A 19,093-nucleotide genomic window follows, 5' to 3' on the forward strand; every position below is an offset into this window, starting at 1 on the left:
CGGCTGGCCGGGGCTCACATCATTTAGCTATTGATCTGTTCGGCATGGTGACAAGCCACTTGTCGTGCATCCAGCAGGCGCAGCACCGGCTGTTCAACCTGGCAGCGTTCGTTGGCATGCGGGCAGCGTTGGTGGAAGGCGCAGCCGCTGGGCGGTGACAGCGGGTTGGGTAGCTCGCCACTGATCTTGATCTTCGGTTTGCTCGGGTCAGGGTGAATGGTCGGCGTCGCCGACAGCAGCGCTTGGGTGTAAGGGTGCAGCGGACGGTTGTAGATCAGCTCGCTGGGGCCCATTTCCACGGGGCGGCCGAGGTACATCACCAGCACATCGTCGGCAACATGGCGCACCACCGAGAGGTTGTGCGAGATAAATACGTAGCCGGTGTTGAACTGCTCCTGCAGGTCCATAAACAGGTTGAGCACCTGGGCCTGGATTGACACGTCCAGCGCCGAAGTCGGCTCGTCCGCCACCAGTACCTTGGGTTGCAGCATCATCGCGCGGGCCAGGGCGATGCGCTGGCGCTGGCCGCCGGAGAACATATGCGGGTAGCGCTGGTAATGCTCGGGGCGCAGGCCGACCTGCTGCATCATCGCCTGCACCCGTTCGCGCCGTTCCAGGCGCGACAGCTGGGTATTGATCAGCAGTGGCTCGCCCAGCTGGTCGCCGACCTTCTGCCGTGGGTTGAGCGAGGCGTAGGGGTTCTGAAAAACCATCTGCACATCGCGGCGCAGCTGTTTGCGCTGGGCCTTGTTGGCGCCGGTGACTTCTTGCCCGGCGATCTGCAATGAGCCGGAACTGGGCTCCTCGATCAACGTCAGCGCGCGGGCCAGGGTGGATTTGCCGCAGCCGGACTCGCCGACCACCGCCAGGGTCTTGCCAGCGGCCAAGTCAAAGGACACACCATTCAGCGCTTGCACCTGAGCGTTGGGTTGGAACAGGCCACGGGATATTGCGTAGTGGCGGGTGAGGTCGCGAGCAGTTAGGACGGCGCTCATCAGGCCACCTCCGCAGTCAGGTTGAGCGGGTAGAAGCAGCGCGCCGCGCCACGTTCATGGGCATCCAGGCTCGGCCGTTGTTCACGGCAGTGGGGCTGGGCGTAGGGGCAGCGCGGCGACAGCAGGCAGCCCACTGGACGGTCATAGCGGCCAGGGACGATGCCGGGCAGGGTGGTCAGGCGGCGCTGGCCCTGGCTGTGCTCGGGAATCGCCTTGAGCAGTGCCTCGGTGTAGGGGTGGCTGGGGGCGCTGAACAGCTGCGGCACGCTGCCGATTTCCACCGCTTGCCCGGCATACATCACGCAGACCCGCTGCGCGGTTTCGGCGACCACGGCCAGGTCGTGGGTGATCAGCACCAGGCCCATGTTCTGTTCGCGTTGCAGGTTAACCAGCAGGTCCATGATCTGCGCCTGAATGGTCACATCCAGCGCTGTGGTCGGCTCGTCGGCGATCAGCAATTTGGGTTCGGCGGCAATCGCCATGGCAATCGCCACCCGTTGGCTCATGCCGCCGGACAGCTGGTGCGGGTAGGCATTCAGGCGGCTGGCGGCGGCGGGAATTTCCACCTTGTCGAGCAGTTGCAGCGCGCGCTGGCGGGCGGCCTGGCCCTTGAGATTCATGTGCTGGTGCAGCACTTCCTCAATCTGGTAGCCCACGGTAAAGCTGGGGTTGAGCGCGGTCATCGGGTCTTGAAAGACCATCGACAGGTCCTTGCCGATGATGTGCCGACGCTGGCGGCCCTTGAGGCGCAGCATGTCGATGCCGTCGAACTGTAGGCTGTCGGCCGTGACGATGCCGGGGGCATCAATCAGGCCCATCAGCGCCATCATGGTCACCGATTTGCCGGAGCCGGACTCGCCGACAATCGCCAACACTTCGCCCTTTTCCACGCGCAGGTCGAGGCCGTCGACCACCGGGATGGCAGTGGTGTCGCCGAAGCGCACGCTAAGGTTTTTGATATCTAACAGGCTCATTAGCGCCGCTCCGATCCGTAGGATGGGTTGAGCCGTGCGATACCCGTCGAGAGTGCCGCGCGGCAATGATGGGTATCGCTGCGCTCGACCCATCCTACAAAGGCAATCATGTTCATTTGGGCATCCTCACTGCGCATTCTTGAGTTTGGGGTCGAGTGCATCGCGCAGCCCGTCGCCCATCAAATTGATTGCCAGCACGCTGAGCAGAATGGTCAGGCCCGGCAGGCTGACCACCCACCAGGCGCGCTCGATATAGTCGCGCGCCGAGGCCAGCATGGTCCCCCACTCAGGGGTTGGCGGTTGTACGCCGAGGCCGAGAAAACCCAGGGCAGCGGCGTCGAGAATCGCCGAAGAAAAGCTCAGGGTGGCCTGCACGATCAGCGGCGCCATGCAGTTGGGCAGCACGGTGATAAACATCAACCTTGGTAGGCTTGCACCAGCCAGGCGTGCAGCGGTGACGTAGTCGCGGTTCAGTTCGCCCATCACTGCGGCGCGGGTCAGGCGCACATAGGATGGCAGCGAGACGATGGCGATGGCGAAGATGGTGTTGATCAACCCAGGGCCGAGGATGGCGACGATAGCCACCGCCAGCAGCAGCGAAGGCAGGGCCAGCATGATGTCCATCAGACGCATGATCGATGGCCCGAGCAGGCGCGGGAAGAAACCGGCGATCAGCCCCAGAAGAATGCCGGGGATCAGCGACAGCAGTACCGAGGCCAGGCCGATCAGCAGCGACAATCGTGCGCCATGGATCAGCCGAGAGAGCAGATCGCGCCCCACTTCATCGGTGCCCAGTAGAAACTGCCACTGGCCGCCTTCCAGCCAGACCGGAGGTGTGAGTAGGAACTCGCGGTATTGCTCGCTAGGGTCGTGCGGGGCGATCCACGGCGCAAACAGCGCGCAGATCACCAGCAGGATCATAAACGTCAGCCCGGCGACGGCGCCCTTGTTGTGGGCGAAGGCCTGCCAGAATTCCTTGAGCGGCGAGGGGTAGAACAGCGATTGGTCGAGTACGGCTTGAGTGGTCATTGGGCTCTCCTTAGCGCTGATGGCGAATGCGTGGATTAGCCAATCCGTAGAGGATATCCACCACGAAGTTGACCAGGATCACCAGGCAGGCGATCAGCAGGATGCCGTTCTGTACCACCGGGTAGTCGCGCGCGCCGATTGACTCAATCAGCCATTTGCCGATACCCGGCCAGGAGAAGATGGTTTCGGTCAGCACCGCGCCGGCCAGCAGCGCGCCGACCTGCAGGCCGAACACTGTGAGCACTGGGATCAGCGCATTGCGCAGGCCGTGCACGAATACCACGCGCGCCGGCGACAGGCCCTTGGCGCGGGCGGTGCGTACATAGTCTTCGCGCAGCACTTCGAGCATCGCCGAGCGGGTCATCCGCGCGATCACCGCCAGCGGGATGGTGCCGAGCACGATGGCCGGCAGGATCAGGTGGCGCAGGGAGTCGACAAACGCGCCTTCTTCATCCGAGAGCAGGGTGTCGATCAGCATAAAACCGGTGACCGGCGGAATGTCGTAGAGCAGGTCGATGCGGCCGGATACTGGTGTCCAGCCCAGCCACACCGAGAAGAACATGATCAGCAGCAGGCCCCACCAGAAAATCGGCATGGAGTAGCCGGCCAGCGAGATGCCCATCACCCCGTGGTCGAACAGTGAGCCCCGTTTCAGTGCAGCAATCACCCCGGCGATCAGCCCCAAGGTGCCGGCGAACAACAAAGCGGCGAGGGACAGTTCCAGGGTGGCCGGAAACAGCGTGGTGAACTCATCCCAGACGCTGGTGCGGGTGCGCAGCGACTCCCCCAGGTCGCCCTGGGCCAGATTGCCGATATAGTCGAAATACTGGGCATATAGCGGTTTGTTCAAGCCCAGGCGTTCCATGGCCTGGGCGTGCATTTCCGGGTCGACCCGGCGCTCGCCCATCATCACTTCCACCGGGTCGCCGGGGATCATTCGGATCAGCGCGAAGGTCAGCAAGGTGACGCCGAAGAAGGTGGGAATCAGCAATCCCAGGCGGCGTGCGATAAAAGCAAACATGGGGTTTTGTTACTCCGCATCAGTTTATTCGCGCCAACGGCTACGTGGGCTGTTGGCATAGTGTGTCGATCTGCCACTGGCGCGCGGCTGGTGCGCGTCAGTGGCTCTGTATTGCGTATTGCTTGCAGAATCAGTGCCGCTTTACCTTGGCGTAATTGTTAGAACCCATGGGGCTGAGGGTGAAGCCCTCGACATCACGGCTGAGCGCACTGAATTGCTTGGGGTGAGCCTGGGGGATCCACGGTGCCTGCTCATGAAAAATCGCCAACGCCTGGCGGTACAGCGCGGCGCGCTGCTGCGGGTCGATGGTTTCTCTGGCCTGGGTGATCAACCTGTCGAATGCGACATCACACCAGCCGGCTTGGTTCTCACCGCTCTGCGCGGCTGCGCAGGAGAGGTTGGGGGTGAGGAAGTTATCCGGGTCGCCGTTGTCGCCAGCCCAGCCCATAAACACCAGATCATGTTCGCCGTTCTTCGCGCGCTTGATCAGCTCGCCCCATTCCATCACGCGGATGTCGGTTTTGATGCCGACTGCCGCAAGGTCGGCTTGCAACATTTGTGCACCGAGTGAGGGGTTGGGGTTGGTGGGGCCGCCACCTGGACGGGTCCAGATCGACAGGCTGATGCCGTTAGCGTGGCCTGCGTCTGCAAGCAACTGACGGGCGCGCTGAGGGTCATGGGGCCAGCCTTCTAGCTGATTGTCGTAGCCGAGCAGCGTTGACGGGTAGGGCGCGATGGCGGGGCTGGCACCATCGGCACCAAATTGCGCACCCAGGTAGGCCTGTTTGTCGAAGGCCAGGTTGATCGCCTGGCGCACGCGCACATCGTCCAGCGGTTTATGGCGCACATTGAGGGCGACATAGGCGCTCAGCAGTGAGTCGAGTTCCAGCACCTTTAGCTTCTCATCGGCCTTGAGTGCTGGAATATCGAAAGGGCGCGGATACAGGGCGATATTGCAGGCTCCGGCACGCAGCTGCTGGATGCGCACATTGGGATCGGTGGTGATGGCAAACAGCAGTTTTTCCGACGCCGGCTCGCCATCCCAGTAATCCGGGTGGCTGGTGTAACGCACCTGAGCATCCTTGGCGTAGCGCTGCAGCACGAACGGCCCGGTGCCGATTGGCTGGCTGTTGAGCAACTCCTGCTTGCCGGCTTTGAGCAACTGCTCGGCATACTCGGCGGAGTAGATCGAGGTAAAGCCCATGGCCATATCGGCGAGGAAGGGCGCCTGGGGCTTATTGAGCACGAAGCGCACGCTGTGCTCGTCGAGTTTTTCGATGCGGGCAATCAGCTTGCCGAACTCCATGGCTTCGAAGTACGGAAAACCTCGGTTGGCCTGAGCATGCCAAGGGTGCTTGGGGTCATGCTGGCGCTGGATGCTCCAGAGCACATCATCGGCGTTCATCTCGCGGCTGGGGGTAAACCAGGGCGTGCTGTGGAATTTCACCCCTTTGCGCAGGTGAAAGGTGTAACTCAGCCCATCCGCGCTGATGTCCCAGCGCTCGGCCAGGGCCGGCTCAATTTCGGTGGTGCCGGGCTTGAAGCGCACCAGGCGATCAAACAGCGCTTCAGACGCCGCATCGGCGGTCACCGCCGTGGTGTATTGGACGATATCGAAGCCTTCCGGCGCGGCTTCGGTGCACACCACCAGCGGCTTTGCCTGGATGGCTGTGCAGCCGAGAGCGAGGCTCAAAACAATGCTGGCGCGAAGGGCGAATGTCATCTGTTGGGCTCCTGTAACGGCTTTTTTATTAGGCAAGGAGTGCTCATGCGGACTACCTGTCACCGGGGCGAAACAGCCTCGGCAACGCTCGGAAAGCGCATTCTTGCGAACGTTTTGGCAGCTACGAAACACTCAGCCGGTGGTGGCCGGACGAGGAATACAGTCGTTTTTATTAGGTGTTCGGCGGGCACGCGGCCCGCCGTTGGTGCACGCTCTCAGCGTTTGTTGCTGACGCCGTAGAAGCTGTTGCGCCCGAAGGGGCTGATCTTGAAGCCTTCTACGCTGCTGCGCATGGGCTGGTAGACCGTTGAATGCGCGATCGGGGAGATCGGCAGTTGCTGTTGAATGATCTGCTGCGCTTGCTGATACAGCTCGGTGCGAGCGTCGCGGTCGGTGATGGCCTTGGCCTGCTTGACGATCTTGTCGTAGCCGGCATCGCACCATTTGGAGAAGTTGTTGCCATTGACCGAATCACAGCCGTACAGGGTGCCCAGCCAGTTGTCCGGGTCACCGTTGTCGCCGGTCCAGCCGATCAGCATGGCGTCGTGCTCGCCGGCATGGGCGCGCTTGATGTACTCGCCCCACTCGTAGCTGACGATCTGTGCCTGGATGCCCACTTTGGCCCAGTCGGCCTGGAGCATTTCGGCCATCAGTTTGGCGTTGGGGTTGTACGGGCGCTGCACGGGCATGGCCCACAGGGTGATTTTGGTGCCTTCGGCCACGCCGGCTTGCTTAAGCAGTGCCTTGGCTTTCTCAATGTTTTGTGGCGTGCCGGTGATGCTTTCGTCATAGGACCACTGGGTCGGCGGCATAGCGTTTACCGCCAGTTGCCCGGCCCCCTGGTAGACCGCGCTGATGATCGCCGGTTTATCGATGGCCATGTCCAGCGCCTGGCGCACTTCGACTTTGTCGAATGGCGCGCGGGTCACGTTGTAGGCGATATAACCCAGGTTGAAGCCAGGCTGGTTCGGCACCTGCAGATTCGGGTCCTTTTGCAGCGCGGCGAGGTCAGCCGGGCGCGGGTTGAGGGTGACCTGGCATTCGCCAGCCTTGAGCTTCTGCACGCGTACCGAGGCGTCGGTGTTGATGGCGAAGATCAGGTTGTCGATCTTCACGTCTTCTGGCAGCCAGTAGTCCTTGTTGCCCTTGAAGCGGATCTGCGCATCTTTCTGGTAACGGTTGAACACAAACGGACCGGTGCCGATAGGCTTCTGGTTGATGTCGGCGGCCTTGTCGGCCTTGAGCAACTGGTCTGCGTATTCGGCGGAGTGGATGGACGCGAAGTCCATTGCCAGGTTCTGGATAAAGGCCGCGTCGACGCTATTGAGGGTGAAGCGCACGCTGAGGTCGTCGACTTTTTCGACCGTGGCGATGTTCTTGTCCAGCCCCATGTCGGTGAAGTAGGGGAATTCGGTCGGGTAGGCCTTACGGAACGGATGCTCCTTGTCGAGCATGCGCTGGAAGGTGAAAACCACGTCATCAGCGTTGAAGGTGCGGCTCGGGGTGAAGTATTCGGTGCTGTGGAATTTCACCCCGGGGCGCAGCGTGAAGGTGTAGCTGAGGCCGTCTTCACTGACCTGCCATGCGGTGGCCAGGGCCGGTATGGCCAGGGTGCTGCCGCGCTCGAACTGGGCGAGGCGGTTGAACAGGGTTTCCGAGGCCGCGTCGAAGTCGGTGCCGGTGGTGTACTGGCCTGGGTCGAAACCGCCGGGGCTGCCTTCGGAGCAGTACACCAGGTTGCTGGCGGATGCATAAGCGGAGCCGAGAAACAGCCCGGCAACGAGCAGGGCCGGGATGGAGGTGTGAGTGTGCATGAGTACCTCATTTATTCTTTTTTTTGGGTGTCATTGAGGATCAGCCTCGTGGGCTGTGATCAGCACCGCTGCGTTCCGGCCTGTCGGGTGGATAGGCCGGCCCAGAGCTGCGGTGGAGCGAAATCGCTCAGCAACCTGTCGTGCTCGAAATTAAGTCATGCTGAAATTGAGGTCAACAAAAATTAAGCGCGACTAACATTTGTTAGTCGTCACATTGTGCTAGAGCGGTATCGGTGTGTGGGCTTAGGGCGTGCTGTGGTCGTCGAACAGGCTGAGGGTGGTGATGGCCAACATTTCCGCCACGTCGCTGCCGACATTGGCCAGGCGATGGGCTTTGCCGGCATCGAAGTGCACCGAGTCGCCCGCGCTTAATGGGTACTTGCGGCCGTCGATGGTGTAGAGAATTTTGCCGGATAACACGAAGGCGAACTCGGCCCCCTCATGGGCAATCAGTTCGGATTGGTAGCCGACCGGCATGCTCATCTTCACCGCGTTCAGCTGGTTGCCCGGGAAGCTGCTGGAGAGCCGCTCATAGGCCAGGGGCTGGCCCTCGATGGTGTAGCGCACCCGCTCGCCCTGGTGCGAGTCGGGCTCAGGCTGCGGCGGTTGATCAAACAGCACGTTGAGCGGAATGTCGAGTGACTTGGCGATGCTGGCCAATGAGGAAATCGAGATGCCAGTCAGGTTGCGCTCGGCCTGGGAGAGAAAGCTGGCGGTGAGCCCCGACGCGCTCGCGACTTCATTCAGGGTCTTCTTCGCAGCCCGCCGATAGCGGCGCAAGCGTTCTCCGATGCGGTCTGTGGTCATAACCCTGGCTCGTGCTGAAAGAGCGCCAGTATACCGTTCGGCGCCGCGCATAAAAGTCGTCGGACAATACCTGTGAATTTAAGTAGCACTAAAATAATCATTGTGCTCTATTTAAGTCGGGCTTAAATTTCATCGGGCCAACTTACAAATTATATAAAGGAGCGCGAGATGACCCTCGGTGTCGGAGGTTGTACGCCGCAACAGGCGCTGGCCGGGCTGCACAACATGACGGATGGCGCACAGCCTATCGAACTCGCCGAGTATCAGGCGCGGATAAGTCGCGCCCAGGCGCGAATGCAGGTAGAAGGTATTGCCGCGATATTTATCAATGCCGGCAGCAACCTGCAGTACTTCACCGGTGTGCGCTGGCACCCCAGCGAGCGCATGGTGGGGGCCATTCTCCCGGCCGAGGGGCCGCTGGAATACCTGGCCCCGGCATTTGAGGTCGGTACGATTCGCGATTTCCAGGTGCTCGCAGGCACCATCAATACCTGGCAGGAGCACGAAAGCCCCTATCAGTTGCTGCTCGATACCCTGCAGCGGATGGGCATCGCGGCGGATCAAGAGCAGCCCGTGAAAATCGGCCTCTGTCCGACGCTGGCGTTCTTTATGGTCGATGGCATACGTCGCCTGGCCAGGGGCTACGAATTTGTCGATGCTGCGGTGGTCAGCGCCTACTGCCGGCAGCGCAAGTCAGCGGCGGAACTGGCCCTGATGCAGCGCGCCAAGGACATGACCATTGAGGTACACAAGGCCGTGGCCAGTGTGCTGCATGAGGGCATCAGCACTACAGAGGTTGCCGAGTTTATCCAGCAGGCCCATCGCGCCGTCGGCGCAGCGGGCTCGACGTTCTGCATCGTGCTGTTTGGTCCGGCTAGCGCTTTTCCCCATGGCGTTAAACACGCACAGATACTCAAACAGGGTGACATGGTGTTGATCGACACCGGTTGCCAGGTGCATGGCTACCTGTCGGACATTACCCGCAGCTATGTCTTCGGCGAGCCCAGCCAGCGCCAGCGTGATTTCTGGAACATCGAGAAGGCCGCACAGTTGGCAGCATTTGAGGCCGCGCAACTCGGCCAGCCCTGCCAGGCGGTGGATGCTGCGGCGCGGCGCTCCCTTGAAGCGGCGGGCCTGGGGCCGGATTACAAGTTGCCGGGTCTGCCGCACCGTACCGGGCACGGTATCGGCCTGGATATCCACGAGGGGCCGTATCTGGTGCGCGGCGATCTGACGCCGCTGGCCGAGGGCATGTGCTTCAGCAATGAACCGATGATCTGCGTGCCGGGTGAGTTCGGCGTGCGTCTGGAGGATCACTTCTACATGAGCGCCGAAGGGCCGCACTGGTTCACCGAGCCGAGCCATTCGCTGGACGATCCGTTTGGTTTGGGGTAGAGGGTGGGTAGTTGCATTGGGTTGACCATCCATTTGCATCGGATTTGACCAGCTCATTTCGTGGCCATGACCGGCAGAGTAGAGCCGTAGCAGTCTGTTAGCGACGCAGCTGTCGATCTTTGCCAGGGAAGTGTTAATTGCAAGGAACGAGAGGTTTCGCAGTCAGCGGCGGCTCAGTAGTAACGTCGCGGGTCGGAATCGATCAAGCTGGCCAGTTTGGTCAAGGCGAAGCGTAGTTCTTCCTGGCTGGTAGGTGACATCAACACCAGCCGCACACAACGGATAATTCCGGAGCGTTCAGCTTGGAACTGGGTGCCACTGAGGACCAGTACACCGTTGGCCCGGGCCAGCATGGTGAACTCGTCGGCAGTCCACGGCTCGGGCAGCGTCAACCAGACATGGTAGGAATACGGCTGGGTCTTAAGCTCGAAATTGGCAAAAATTTCCTGGGCAATCGCTTGCCGCCCTGCGGCTTCGTTGCGCTGGATGCGGATCAGTTTTTTGTCGAGTCCGTCGGTGATCACATTGCTGGCCAGTTGCGCGGTCAGCGGCGACGGCATCCATACGCTGCTGCGCACCATCGAGGTCAGGCGCGAAAGCAATTTGGGCGGGCTATAGATGTAGCCGATGCGCAACGCCGGCATTACCGACTTCGATAGGCTGGTCAGGTACACCGAACGGTTCGGCGCAAACGCCGACAACGGCTTGATCGAGGGATCGGTGGTGAGGAAGCCATAGATGTCATCGTCGAGGATGAGGAAGTCGAACTCTTCAGCCAGCGCGGCGATTTGGGCCCGACGTTTTTGTGACATGATCGCCGCCGTCGGGTTCTGACAAGTCGCCACACACACCAGCATCGCCGGTCTCTCGCGCTGGCACAATTCGCGCAACGCTTCGGGAATGATCCCTTCGTCATCCATCGGCACACCACGCAAACGGCGCTCAAGGCCATGGGCCAGGGAAATAATGCCGGGGTAGCAAAGCTCTTCGCAGAGCACCAGGTCGCCGGCGTTGGTCAACGCACTCATCGCCACCATCAAGCCGTGCTGGGCACCGGCAGTAATCACCACTTGCTGCCATTGCGCATCGGGTAATGAATGACGCAACCACTGCGCGCCCGCCTCGCGATGCGCCGGGTGACCGCCGTCTGGCGCGTAATCCAGGGTGCGGGCGAAATCGGTGCTCTTGGCCATTCCCACCAGTGCGCTGCGCAACCAGTATTCCAGGGTTTCGCTGTAAGGCTTGATGATCGACAGGTCGAGCAGTTCGGACTGTCCCAGATTCAATGGCGCGGTGGCGCTGTTGTTCTCGGGCCGTTCCAGTTGCTTCTGATTAAGCACATACGTACCGCGCCCCACTTCCCCCTGCACCAGACGCCGACGATGGGCTTCGCTGTACGCGCGGCTGATGGTGCCCGGCGTGACATTCAAGGTCGTGGCCAGCTCCCGCAGGGTAGGCAGGCGATCACCTTCGTTCAATACGCCGTTGCTGATATCGCGCGCCAACGCATCGGCAATCGACAAATACATCGGCTGACTGAACTCGCTTAGCTGGGGAACCCACATGAATGATCACTGCCCATCGTAGAAATGATGAATATCCGAGCATATCACATGGAGGTTAGGCAACTAATAAATCGACCTAGTCGACAGATTGAGTCGATTGTTTTGGCGATTGAATCGATATGTAACATTAAGAATGGATATTTTAAAATAAAAAATAAGTTTATAAATCACATAATTAAGCGATTAATAATGAAAATACGGGTATCGATGGGAGAAAAACATCTCGTAACATCAGCTCGGCCTATTGAATCAATTCAATTCGTTCGATTACACTCGTCTCGAATCAAGTCAATCGACTCAATATTTCCCTGATTACTGCGCAACTCTGCCGCGCCAAGCCGAGACATCATGGACACACTCAGAAAAGACCTATCCCTGTCAGCGGTCATTGCCGGTTTTATCGCGGTGATCATTTCCTACGCCGGCCCGTTGATCATCGTCTTTCAGGCCGCCAAGGAAGCACACCTGCCCAACGACGCGGTGTCTTCGTGGATCTGGGCGATTTCCATCGGTAGCGGGATCACCGGCCTGTTCCTGAGCTGGCGCCTGCGGGTGCCGGTAATCACCGCGTGGTCGACGCCGGGTGCGGCATTGCTGGTGTCAATGCTGCCCACTGTCACCCTGCCCCAGGCGATCGGCGCTTATGTAGTCGCGTCCGTGATCATTGCCGTGGTCGGCTTGTCCGGCGCGTTCGACAAACTGATGAGTCGCCTGCCCAAAGCCATCGCCGCCGCCATGCTCGCGGGCATTCTGTTCCGCTTCGGCGCTGAGCTGTTTACCTCGATCAAGCTGCAACCGGCGCTGGTGCTGTCGATGATCGCCGCCTACCTGATTTTCAAACGCTTTTCGCCGCGCTACGCGATTCTCTCGGTGCTGATTATTGGCTGCGCCGTTGCTGCCTCGTTCGGTGAATTGAACAGCGGTGCAATTACCCTCGCCGTGGCCCACCCGGTGTTCATCGCGCCGGAATGGAGCTGGCACGCGATCATCAACATCGGCCTGCCGTTGGCGCTGGTGACCCTGACCGGTCAGTACGTGCCGGGCATGGCGGTGTTGCGCACCTCGGGCTACAACACCCCGGCGCGCTCGATCATTTCGGTCACCGCGATTGGCTCGATCCTGATGGCCCCGTTCGGCTCCCACGGCTTTAACCTGGCGGCCATTACCGCCGCCATCTGCACCGGCCGCGAAGCCCACGAAGACCGCGACAAACGCTACATCGCCGGGATCGCCTGCGGGGTGTTCTACATCCTGATGGGCACCTTCGGTGCGACCCTGGCCTCGGTGTTCTCGGCCCTGCCGAAAGAGTTGATTGCCTCCCTCGCCGGCCTGGCCTTGTTTGGCGCAATCAGTGCCGGCTTGACCGGGGCGATGGCCGATGAGAAACAACGGGAAGCGGCGCTGATCACGTTCCTGGTCACCGCTTCGGGTATGAGCTTCCTCGGTCTGGCGGCGGCGTTCTGGGGCCTGATCTTCGGTCTCGTTGCCCACTTCGTGCTGACCTACACCCGTGAAAGCAAAGCCGCTGCACTCGGCGAGGGTAGCCGACCATGACCGATCGTTACGATTTCATTGTGGTCGGTGGCGGCATTGCAGGTGTGTCGGCGGCGTATGAACTTGCGGCCCACGGCAGCGTCTGCCTACTCGAACAGGAGCAGCAACTGGCTTACCACACCACCGGCCGTTCGGCGGCGATCTCGATGGAAAGCTACGGCAACCAGCAGATCCGCTCGCTGACCTGTGCCTCCCGACGTTTTTTCGAGAACCCGCCCGCAGGCCTGGCCGAGCATCCGCTGTGGTCGCCACGGGGTGCGTTGGTCGTGGCCCAGGCGGCGCGCGTGGACAAACTCACCACCCGTTTCAACGCAGTGCTCGCGCAGGTGCCCTCGGCGAAATTCCTCGACGACAAACAGGTGCTGGAACTGGTGCCGTACCTGGCCGAAGGTGCCTGGAGCGCCGGCATCTACGAGCCCAGCGCTTTCGATCTGGATGTGCACGGGATTCACGGCGCGTACCTCGGCGGTCTGCGGGCGCGCGGCGGTGTGATCAAGCGTGAAGCAGAAGTGCTACGTGGCGAACACCGTGCCGATCACTGGACGTTGCACACCCGCGACGGTCAACGGCTGGAGGCCGCGATTGTGGTCAATGCCGCCGGGGCCTGGGCCGATGAATTCGCCGAGCGTTGCGGTGTGCCGAAGGTTGGCGTGCGACCGTTGCGCCGCACCGTGCTGGCGGTCGATCCGCAATGTGACGTGCACCACACGCCGTACCTGGGCACGGTCGACGAAGACATTTTCATCAAGCCGGAAGCCGGGCGTCTGATCGTTTCACCCTGCGATGAAAGCCCTTCGCTGCCCTGCGATGCGCTCCCGGAAGAGCTCGACCTGGCCATCACCATGGATCGCTTGCAAAGCACCACGGGCTTGCGTCCACGTTCGATCATCAACAAATGGGCGGGCCTGCGCACCTTCGTCGCCGACCGCTCGCCGGTGCTCGGCCAGGATCCGCAGCAAGAAAGCTTTATCTGGCTCGCCGCCCTCGGAGGCTATGGCATTCAAGCCGCGCCCGCCATAGCCCGGTTGTGTAGCCACGCGGCGCTGGGCATCGCCATGCCGGCGGACCTCGCCGCCCTGCAACTCAATTACCAGCACTTTTCCCCAGGCCGTTGCCGCAGCGCGGCGTTTTCGTGCCTGGCCGTCAAACAGGTTGCCGATTTGCATTAACCCCACCCACGTAACAAGGAACGTCACCATGCAAACTAACGCTCAACTCCAGACTGCCGCCAAACCTTTCCTTGGCGAAGAAAACGTGATCTTTACCGACAAGGCGCCACTGCCACTGGGCACGTATTCCCAGGGGATCAAGGTCAGCCACGGGCAGACCATCTACCTGTCGGCGCAGACCCCGGTGTCGGCGCTGAACAACGAAGTGTTGGCTAAGGATTTCGAAGGCCAGTTGCGCCAGACCCTCGACAACCTGCAGCAAATGGCCGAAGCGGCGGGCGGTACCCTGGCGAACGTGGTCAAGGTCACCGCGTTTATTACGGACTTGAGCGAGTTCCCGACCCTCAACCGTGTCATGGAGGAGTACTTCACCAAGCCGTATCCGGCCCGTACCACCGCCGGTGCCAGCGCCCTGGCGCGTAATACCCTAGTGGCCATCGACGCGATCATGGTGGTCTGAACCCCCTTCTGTCAGCGCAGTGCCCGTCGGTCCGGTGCCATTCCTTGTAATGCACTGTACCGATGTCGGCAGGGAAGCACCCGCACAACGCACTTTCAGGGATTGGCCATGAATAATTCGTACAACGAGTATGTGTTGCAGTGCCTGGTCTGCGATCGCAACTACCCACCGCATGAGGTCAGCTATTTCTGCCCTCATTGCAAAATCGATGGTGCCCTCGATGCACTTTACGATTACCCGACGCTCAAGCGCGAATGGTCCCGAGACAGCCTGGCCCACGACCACGACCACGACCACGACCACGCCCTTGGCATGTGGCGCTATGGCCGACTGATGCCGTTGCGTTCGACGCAGTTTATTCCGCCGTTGCTGGTGGGCAATACGCCGCTGTATTCGCGCCCCGAACTGCTCGGCAAGGGCGCGCGGATCAAAGTCTTTATCAAGGATGAATCCCGCCAGCCCACCGGGTCATTGAAGGATCGTGCCAGCGCGCTGGCGGTGGCCCATGCGATGCAGTCCGGGGCGCGCACCGTGGCGGTGGCCAGCACCGGCAACGCCGCCTCGGCCCTGGCCGGGATGAGCGCCAGCCTGGGTCTGCACAACGTGATTTACCTGCCCCAAAGCGCGTCCCGGGAGAAGCTCGCGCAGATGCAGGGCTACGGCGCCGAGATCGTGCTGGTCGACGGGCAATACGACGAGGCGTTCGAGCAATGCCTGAACGCCTGCGAAACCCACGGCTGGTACAACCGAACCACCGGGATCAATTCGTACATGAGCGAAGGCAAAAAAACCGTGGCCTTCGAAATGTGCGAACAACTCAACTGGCAGGTGCCGGACCTAGTGTTCGTTCCGGTCGGCAATGGCTGCATTCTTGGCTCGGTGTACAAGGGCTTTTTCGACCTGTTGCAATTGGGCTGGATCGAGCGCATTCCACGCTTGATCGGCGTGCAGGCCGAGCACAGTAACTTCATGTACCGGGCCTGGCGCAGTGATCGGCCGATGCAGCAGATCGAACGCATTGTGGCCACCAGCCTGGCCAGCAGCATCAATGTGGCATTGCCCCGCGATCGCCTCAAAGCCATGCGCGCCGTGACCGCCAGCGGTGGCGAATTCATCTGCGTCAGCGACCCGAGCATCGTCACCGCCGCCTCGCGCTTGGCCGCCAGCACCGGAGTGTTTCCCGAAGCCGGTGCCGCCAGCGCGTTCGCCGGCCTGCTCAAGTACGCCGAAGAGCACCCCGATACCGCCCAGACCGCCGTGATCCTGATCACCGGCAGCGGCCTGAAAGACACTTCCATTTTTCTATCCGACTCGAGCAGAAGCCAGCCACGGGTGCAGCCGCATCACGTACCGGCAGCGCTGGCCGAAGCGCTTACCTGAGGAATCACCCCATGAGCCTGCAAAATTCCGACCCCGCCATTGCCCGCCTGATCGACCGCGAACGCAATCGCCAGGAAACCCACCTGGAGCTGATTGCTTCAGAAAACTATGTCAGCGAGGAAGTGCTCCAGGCCCAGGGCTCGGTGCTCACTAACAAGTACGCCGAAGGTTATCCGGGTAAGCGTTACTACGGCGGTTGCAAGGTCGTCGACGAGATCGAAAACCTGGCCATCGAACGCGCACGCAAACTGTTCAACTGTGAATACGTCAACGTCCAGCCGCACTCCGGTTCCCAGGCCAACCAAGCGGTGTTCTTAGCGGTGCTGGAACCCGGAGATACGATTCTGGGGATGTCCCTGGCCCACGGCGGTCACTTGACCCACGGTGCCTCGGTGAATTTTTCCGGCAAGTTCTACAAGGCGCTTTCCTACGGGCTGGAGAAAGAAACCGAGACCCTCGACTACGCCGAAATGGAAGTCCTGGCCCGGGAACACCGGCCGAAGATGATCATTGCCGGCGCTTCGGCGTACTCGCGGACCATCGACTTCCAGCGCTTTCGCAGCATCTGCGACGAAATCGGCGCGTACCTGATGGTCGACATGGCGCATTACGCCGGACTGATCGCTGCGGGTGTGTACCCGTCGCCCGTTGGTATCGCGGACTTCATCACGTCGACCACCCACAAAACCTTGCGCGGCCCTCGCGGCGGGCTGATCCTGGCCAAGGCGCAATACGCGGCGTTACTCGACAAGACAATTTTCCCGGTGTACCAGGGCGGGCCGCTGATGCACGTCATCGCCGCCAAAGCCGTGGCGTTCAACGAAGCCTTAAGCGATGGCTTCAAGCATTACCAACAACGAGTGATCAACAACGCCCGGACCATGGCCGACATCCTCACCCGCCGTGGTTTGCGCGTGGTGTCCGGCGGCACCGATTGCCACATGTTCCTGTTGGATCTGCGCTCGATGAACATCACCGGCAAAGACGCCGAAGCGCTGCTGGAAAGCGCCCACATCACCCTGAACAAAAACGCGATCCCGGATGACCCGCAGAAACCTGCGATCACCAGTGGCATCCGCATCGGCACCCCGGCCCTGACCACTCGCGGTTTTGCTGAAGCGGAATGCGCCGAAGTGGCGAACCTGATCGCCGACCTGCTGGAACAGCCGAACAACGCAGCGCTGCTGGACAACACCCGGTGCCGGGTAATGCATTTGTGTGAATGTTTTCCGGTGTATCTGCTGGCGTAATTACTGGAGAAATAGCTTATCCGTCTGCTTTGACCGATCTGTGTCTGTCGTCAATACGCCGTGCGCTGGTCCAGTCGAATGCAAACGTTTGGTCAGCACGAATGCAATTGACTGGTCATCGGCAATGCAAATGGGTAGTCAAGTGCAATGCAATTACGCAAGCGGGTAGTTGCAGTAAATAAAACGGCGGCCATGCGGCCGCCGTTTTTCGTCTTAATGCCCAGTTACCGGTTACTCGACGCTAACGCCATAGAAGGAGTTGAGGCCGAAGGGGCTGATCTTGAAGTCCTTCACCGCCTTGCTCATCGGTTGGTAGACCGTGGAGTGGGCGACCGGGGTGATCGGCACCTGCGCCTTGAGGATCTGCTGCGCCTGCTGGTACAGGGCGCTGCGTTGATCCTTATCGTTGATGGTTTTGGCCTGTTTGATCAGCTTGTCGTATTGCGCGTCGCACCAGCGACCGTAGTTATTGCCGCCGATCGAGTCGCAGCCATAGAGCACGCCCAGCCAGTTGTCGGGGTCGCCGTTGTCGCCGGTCCAGCCGATCAGCAGGATGTCGTGCTCGCCGGCCTTAGCACGCTTGTTGTACTCGCCCCATTCGTAGCTGACGATCTTGGCCTTGATACCGATCTTGGCCCAGTCGTTTTGCAGCATTTCGGCCATCAGCTTGGCGTTGGGGTTGTAAGGGCGCTGTACCGGCATGGCCCACAGGGTTACCTCGGTCCCTTCTTTGATGCCGGCAGCCTTGAGCAGCGCCTTGGCTTTTTCCGGGTTGTAGTCGGCATCCTTGATGCTTTCGTTATAGGACCACTGGGTCGGTGGCATGCCATTGACCGCCAGCTGGCCGGCGCCCTGGTAGACCGCCTTGATGATGGCCTGCTTGTTCACTGCCATGTCCATGGCCTGACGCACTTCAAGTTTGTCGAAGGGTTTGTGCTCGGTGTTGTAGGCGATGTAGCCGACGTTGAAACCGGCCTGGTCGGGCATCTGCAGTTTGGCTTCCTGCTTGAGCGATTCCAGGTCAGCCGGGCGTGGGTAGACCGATACCTGGCATTCGCCGGCCTTGAGCTTCTGCATGCGCACTGAGGCATCGGTGTTGATGGCGAAGATCAGGTTGTCGATCTTCACTTCATCCGGTTGCCAGTACTCCTTGTTGCCCTTGAAGCGGATCTGCGCATCCTTCTGATAGCGGCTGAACACGAACGGGCCGGTGCCGATGGGCTTCTGGTTGATGTCGGCGGCCTTGCCGGTCTTGAGCAGATTACCCGCGTATTCGGCAGACTGGATCGAGGCAAAGCTCATCGCCAGGTTCTGGATAAAGGCGGCGTCGACTTCGTTGAGGGTGAACTTGACGGTCATGTCGTCGAGTTTTTCAATTTTGGCGATATTCGCGTCCATGCCCATGTCGGTGAAGTAGGGGAACTCCGTCGGGTAGGCTTTGCGGAACGGGTGGTCCTTGTTGAGCATGCGCTGGAAGGTGAACAGCACATCATCGGCGTTGAAGTCGCGGCTCGGTGTGAAGTATTCGGTGGTGTGGAATTTCACCTTGGGCCGCAGGTGAAAGGTGTAGCTCAGACCGTCTTCGCTGATGTCCCATTTCTCGGCCAAACCGGGGATTACGGCGGTGCCGCCACGCTCGAACTGGCTCAGGCGGTTGAAGACGGTTTCCGCAGCGGCATCGAAATCGGTGCCGGTGGTGTACAGGCCAGGGTCGAACCCGGCGGGGCTGCCTTCTGAGCAGAACACCAGGTTGCCGGCGGCGCTGGCAAGTGGCGTGCTGGCGATCAGCCCAGCGGCGAGTAAAGCCTGGATGACGGCGTTCTTACGCATAGTGACCTCATGTTTATTGTGGTTGTGATCCTGAGGGGCCTCTTGTGGAGACCTTAGGCGAAACTATGCAGGGCGTATGCCGTAGACAAGTGGCATGTCGCGCAGAGAACAGGAATGACGACGCAGC

15 protein-coding genes are annotated in these 19,093 nt (G+C 60.7%); 6 read left to right on the plus strand and 9 right to left on the minus strand.

Features of this window, described 5'->3' with window-relative positions; all coding sequences use genetic code 11:
• Window positions 1–23: 23 nt before the first annotated feature.
• The 7 genes from AC0T4W_RS03435 to AC0T4W_RS03465 form a co-directional block, all read right to left on the minus strand.
• Window positions 24–995 carry a peptide ABC transporter ATP-binding protein gene (locus tag AC0T4W_RS03435; RefSeq protein ID WP_476316142.1) on the minus strand — a complete coding sequence of 324 codons (972 nt, stop codon included), beginning with the start codon at window positions 993–995 and terminating at the stop codon, window positions 24–26.
• Window positions 995–1,969, minus strand: a complete 975-nt coding sequence (locus AC0T4W_RS03440) for an ABC transporter ATP-binding protein (protein ID WP_476316145.1) — start codon at window positions 1,967–1,969, stop codon at window positions 995–997. The genes AC0T4W_RS03435 and AC0T4W_RS03440 overlap by 1 nt, the downstream gene beginning before the upstream one ends.
• A gap of 126 nt (window positions 1,970–2,095) precedes the next feature.
• Window positions 2,096–2,998: an ABC transporter permease subunit gene (locus AC0T4W_RS03445; protein WP_476316148.1), complete on the minus strand. Its 903-nt coding sequence runs from the start codon at window positions 2,996–2,998 to the stop codon at window positions 2,096–2,098.
• 10 nt (window positions 2,999–3,008) lie between these two features.
• Window positions 3,009–4,019: an ABC transporter permease subunit gene (locus AC0T4W_RS03450; RefSeq protein ID WP_476316151.1), complete on the minus strand. Its 1,011-nt coding sequence runs from the start codon at window positions 4,017–4,019 to the stop codon at window positions 3,009–3,011.
• A gap of 130 nt (window positions 4,020–4,149) precedes the next feature.
• On the minus strand, window positions 4,150–5,742 hold the full coding sequence (locus tag AC0T4W_RS03455) for an ABC transporter substrate-binding protein (protein WP_476316154.1): 1,593 nt from the start codon (window positions 5,740–5,742) through the stop codon (window positions 4,150–4,152).
• A 215-nt stretch (window positions 5,743–5,957) separates the two neighbouring features.
• On the minus strand, window positions 5,958–7,556 hold the full coding sequence (locus tag AC0T4W_RS03460) for an ABC transporter substrate-binding protein (RefSeq protein WP_476316157.1): 1,599 nt from the start codon (window positions 7,554–7,556) through the stop codon (window positions 5,958–5,960).
• Window positions 7,557–7,799: 243 nt separating this feature from the next.
• Complete coding sequence (locus tag AC0T4W_RS03465) at window positions 7,800–8,363, minus strand: helix-turn-helix domain-containing protein (RefSeq protein WP_476316160.1); 564 nt, start codon at window positions 8,361–8,363, stop codon at window positions 7,800–7,802.
• A 168-nt stretch (window positions 8,364–8,531) separates the two neighbouring features.
• On the opposite strand from AC0T4W_RS03465, the gene AC0T4W_RS03470 reads away from it, so the two are divergent.
• Entirely contained in the window at window positions 8,532–9,758 is a 1,227-nt protein-coding gene (locus AC0T4W_RS03470) for a M24 family metallopeptidase (RefSeq protein WP_476316162.1), read from the plus strand.
• A 173-nt stretch (window positions 9,759–9,931) separates the two neighbouring features.
• On the opposite strand, the gene AC0T4W_RS03475 is transcribed toward AC0T4W_RS03470, so the two are convergent.
• The gene (locus AC0T4W_RS03475) at window positions 9,932–11,323 is read right to left on the minus strand and encodes an aminotransferase-like domain-containing protein (protein WP_476316165.1); all 1,392 of its coding nucleotides are present in this window, start codon (window positions 11,321–11,323) and stop codon (window positions 9,932–9,934) included.
• Window positions 11,324–11,671: 348 nt separating this feature from the next.
• Here AC0T4W_RS03475 and AC0T4W_RS03480 point away from each other — a divergent pair, with 348 nt between their 5' ends.
• The 5 genes from AC0T4W_RS03480 to glyA all read left to right on the plus strand — a co-directional run bounded on the left by AC0T4W_RS03480 (window position 11,672) and on the right by glyA (window position 17,136).
• Entirely contained in the window at window positions 11,672–12,877 is a 1,206-nt protein-coding gene (locus tag AC0T4W_RS03480; RefSeq protein WP_476316168.1) for a benzoate/H(+) symporter BenE family transporter, read from the plus strand.
• Entirely contained in the window at window positions 12,874–14,046 is a 1,173-nt protein-coding gene (locus tag AC0T4W_RS03485; RefSeq protein ID WP_476316171.1) for an NAD(P)/FAD-dependent oxidoreductase, read from the plus strand. Before AC0T4W_RS03480 ends, AC0T4W_RS03485 begins: the two co-directional genes overlap by 4 nt.
• Before the next feature lie 28 nt (window positions 14,047–14,074).
• Window positions 14,075–14,506 (plus strand): Rid family detoxifying hydrolase, encoded by a 432-nt coding sequence (locus AC0T4W_RS03490; protein WP_476316173.1) that lies wholly within the window; start codon window positions 14,075–14,077, stop codon window positions 14,504–14,506.
• 108 nt (window positions 14,507–14,614) lie between these two features.
• Window positions 14,615–15,886, plus strand: coding sequence for a threonine synthase (thrC, locus tag AC0T4W_RS03495; protein WP_476316176.1), 1,272 nt, complete (start codon window positions 14,615–14,617; stop codon window positions 15,884–15,886).
• Between the two features lie 11 nt (window positions 15,887–15,897).
• The gene (gene glyA, locus AC0T4W_RS03500) at window positions 15,898–17,136 is read left to right on the plus strand and encodes a serine hydroxymethyltransferase (RefSeq protein ID WP_476316179.1); all 1,239 of its coding nucleotides are present in this window, start codon (window positions 15,898–15,900) and stop codon (window positions 17,134–17,136) included.
• Window positions 17,137–17,367: 231 nt separating this feature from the next.
• Here glyA and AC0T4W_RS03505 read toward each other — a convergent pair whose 3' ends face one another.
• Window positions 17,368–18,966 carry an ABC transporter substrate-binding protein gene (locus AC0T4W_RS03505; protein ID WP_476316182.1) on the minus strand — a complete coding sequence of 533 codons (1,599 nt, stop codon included), beginning with the start codon at window positions 18,964–18,966 and terminating at the stop codon, window positions 17,368–17,370.
• Window positions 18,967–19,093: the final 127 nt, after the last annotated feature.

This window comes from Pseudomonas sp. C7.1, assembly GCF_056312395.1.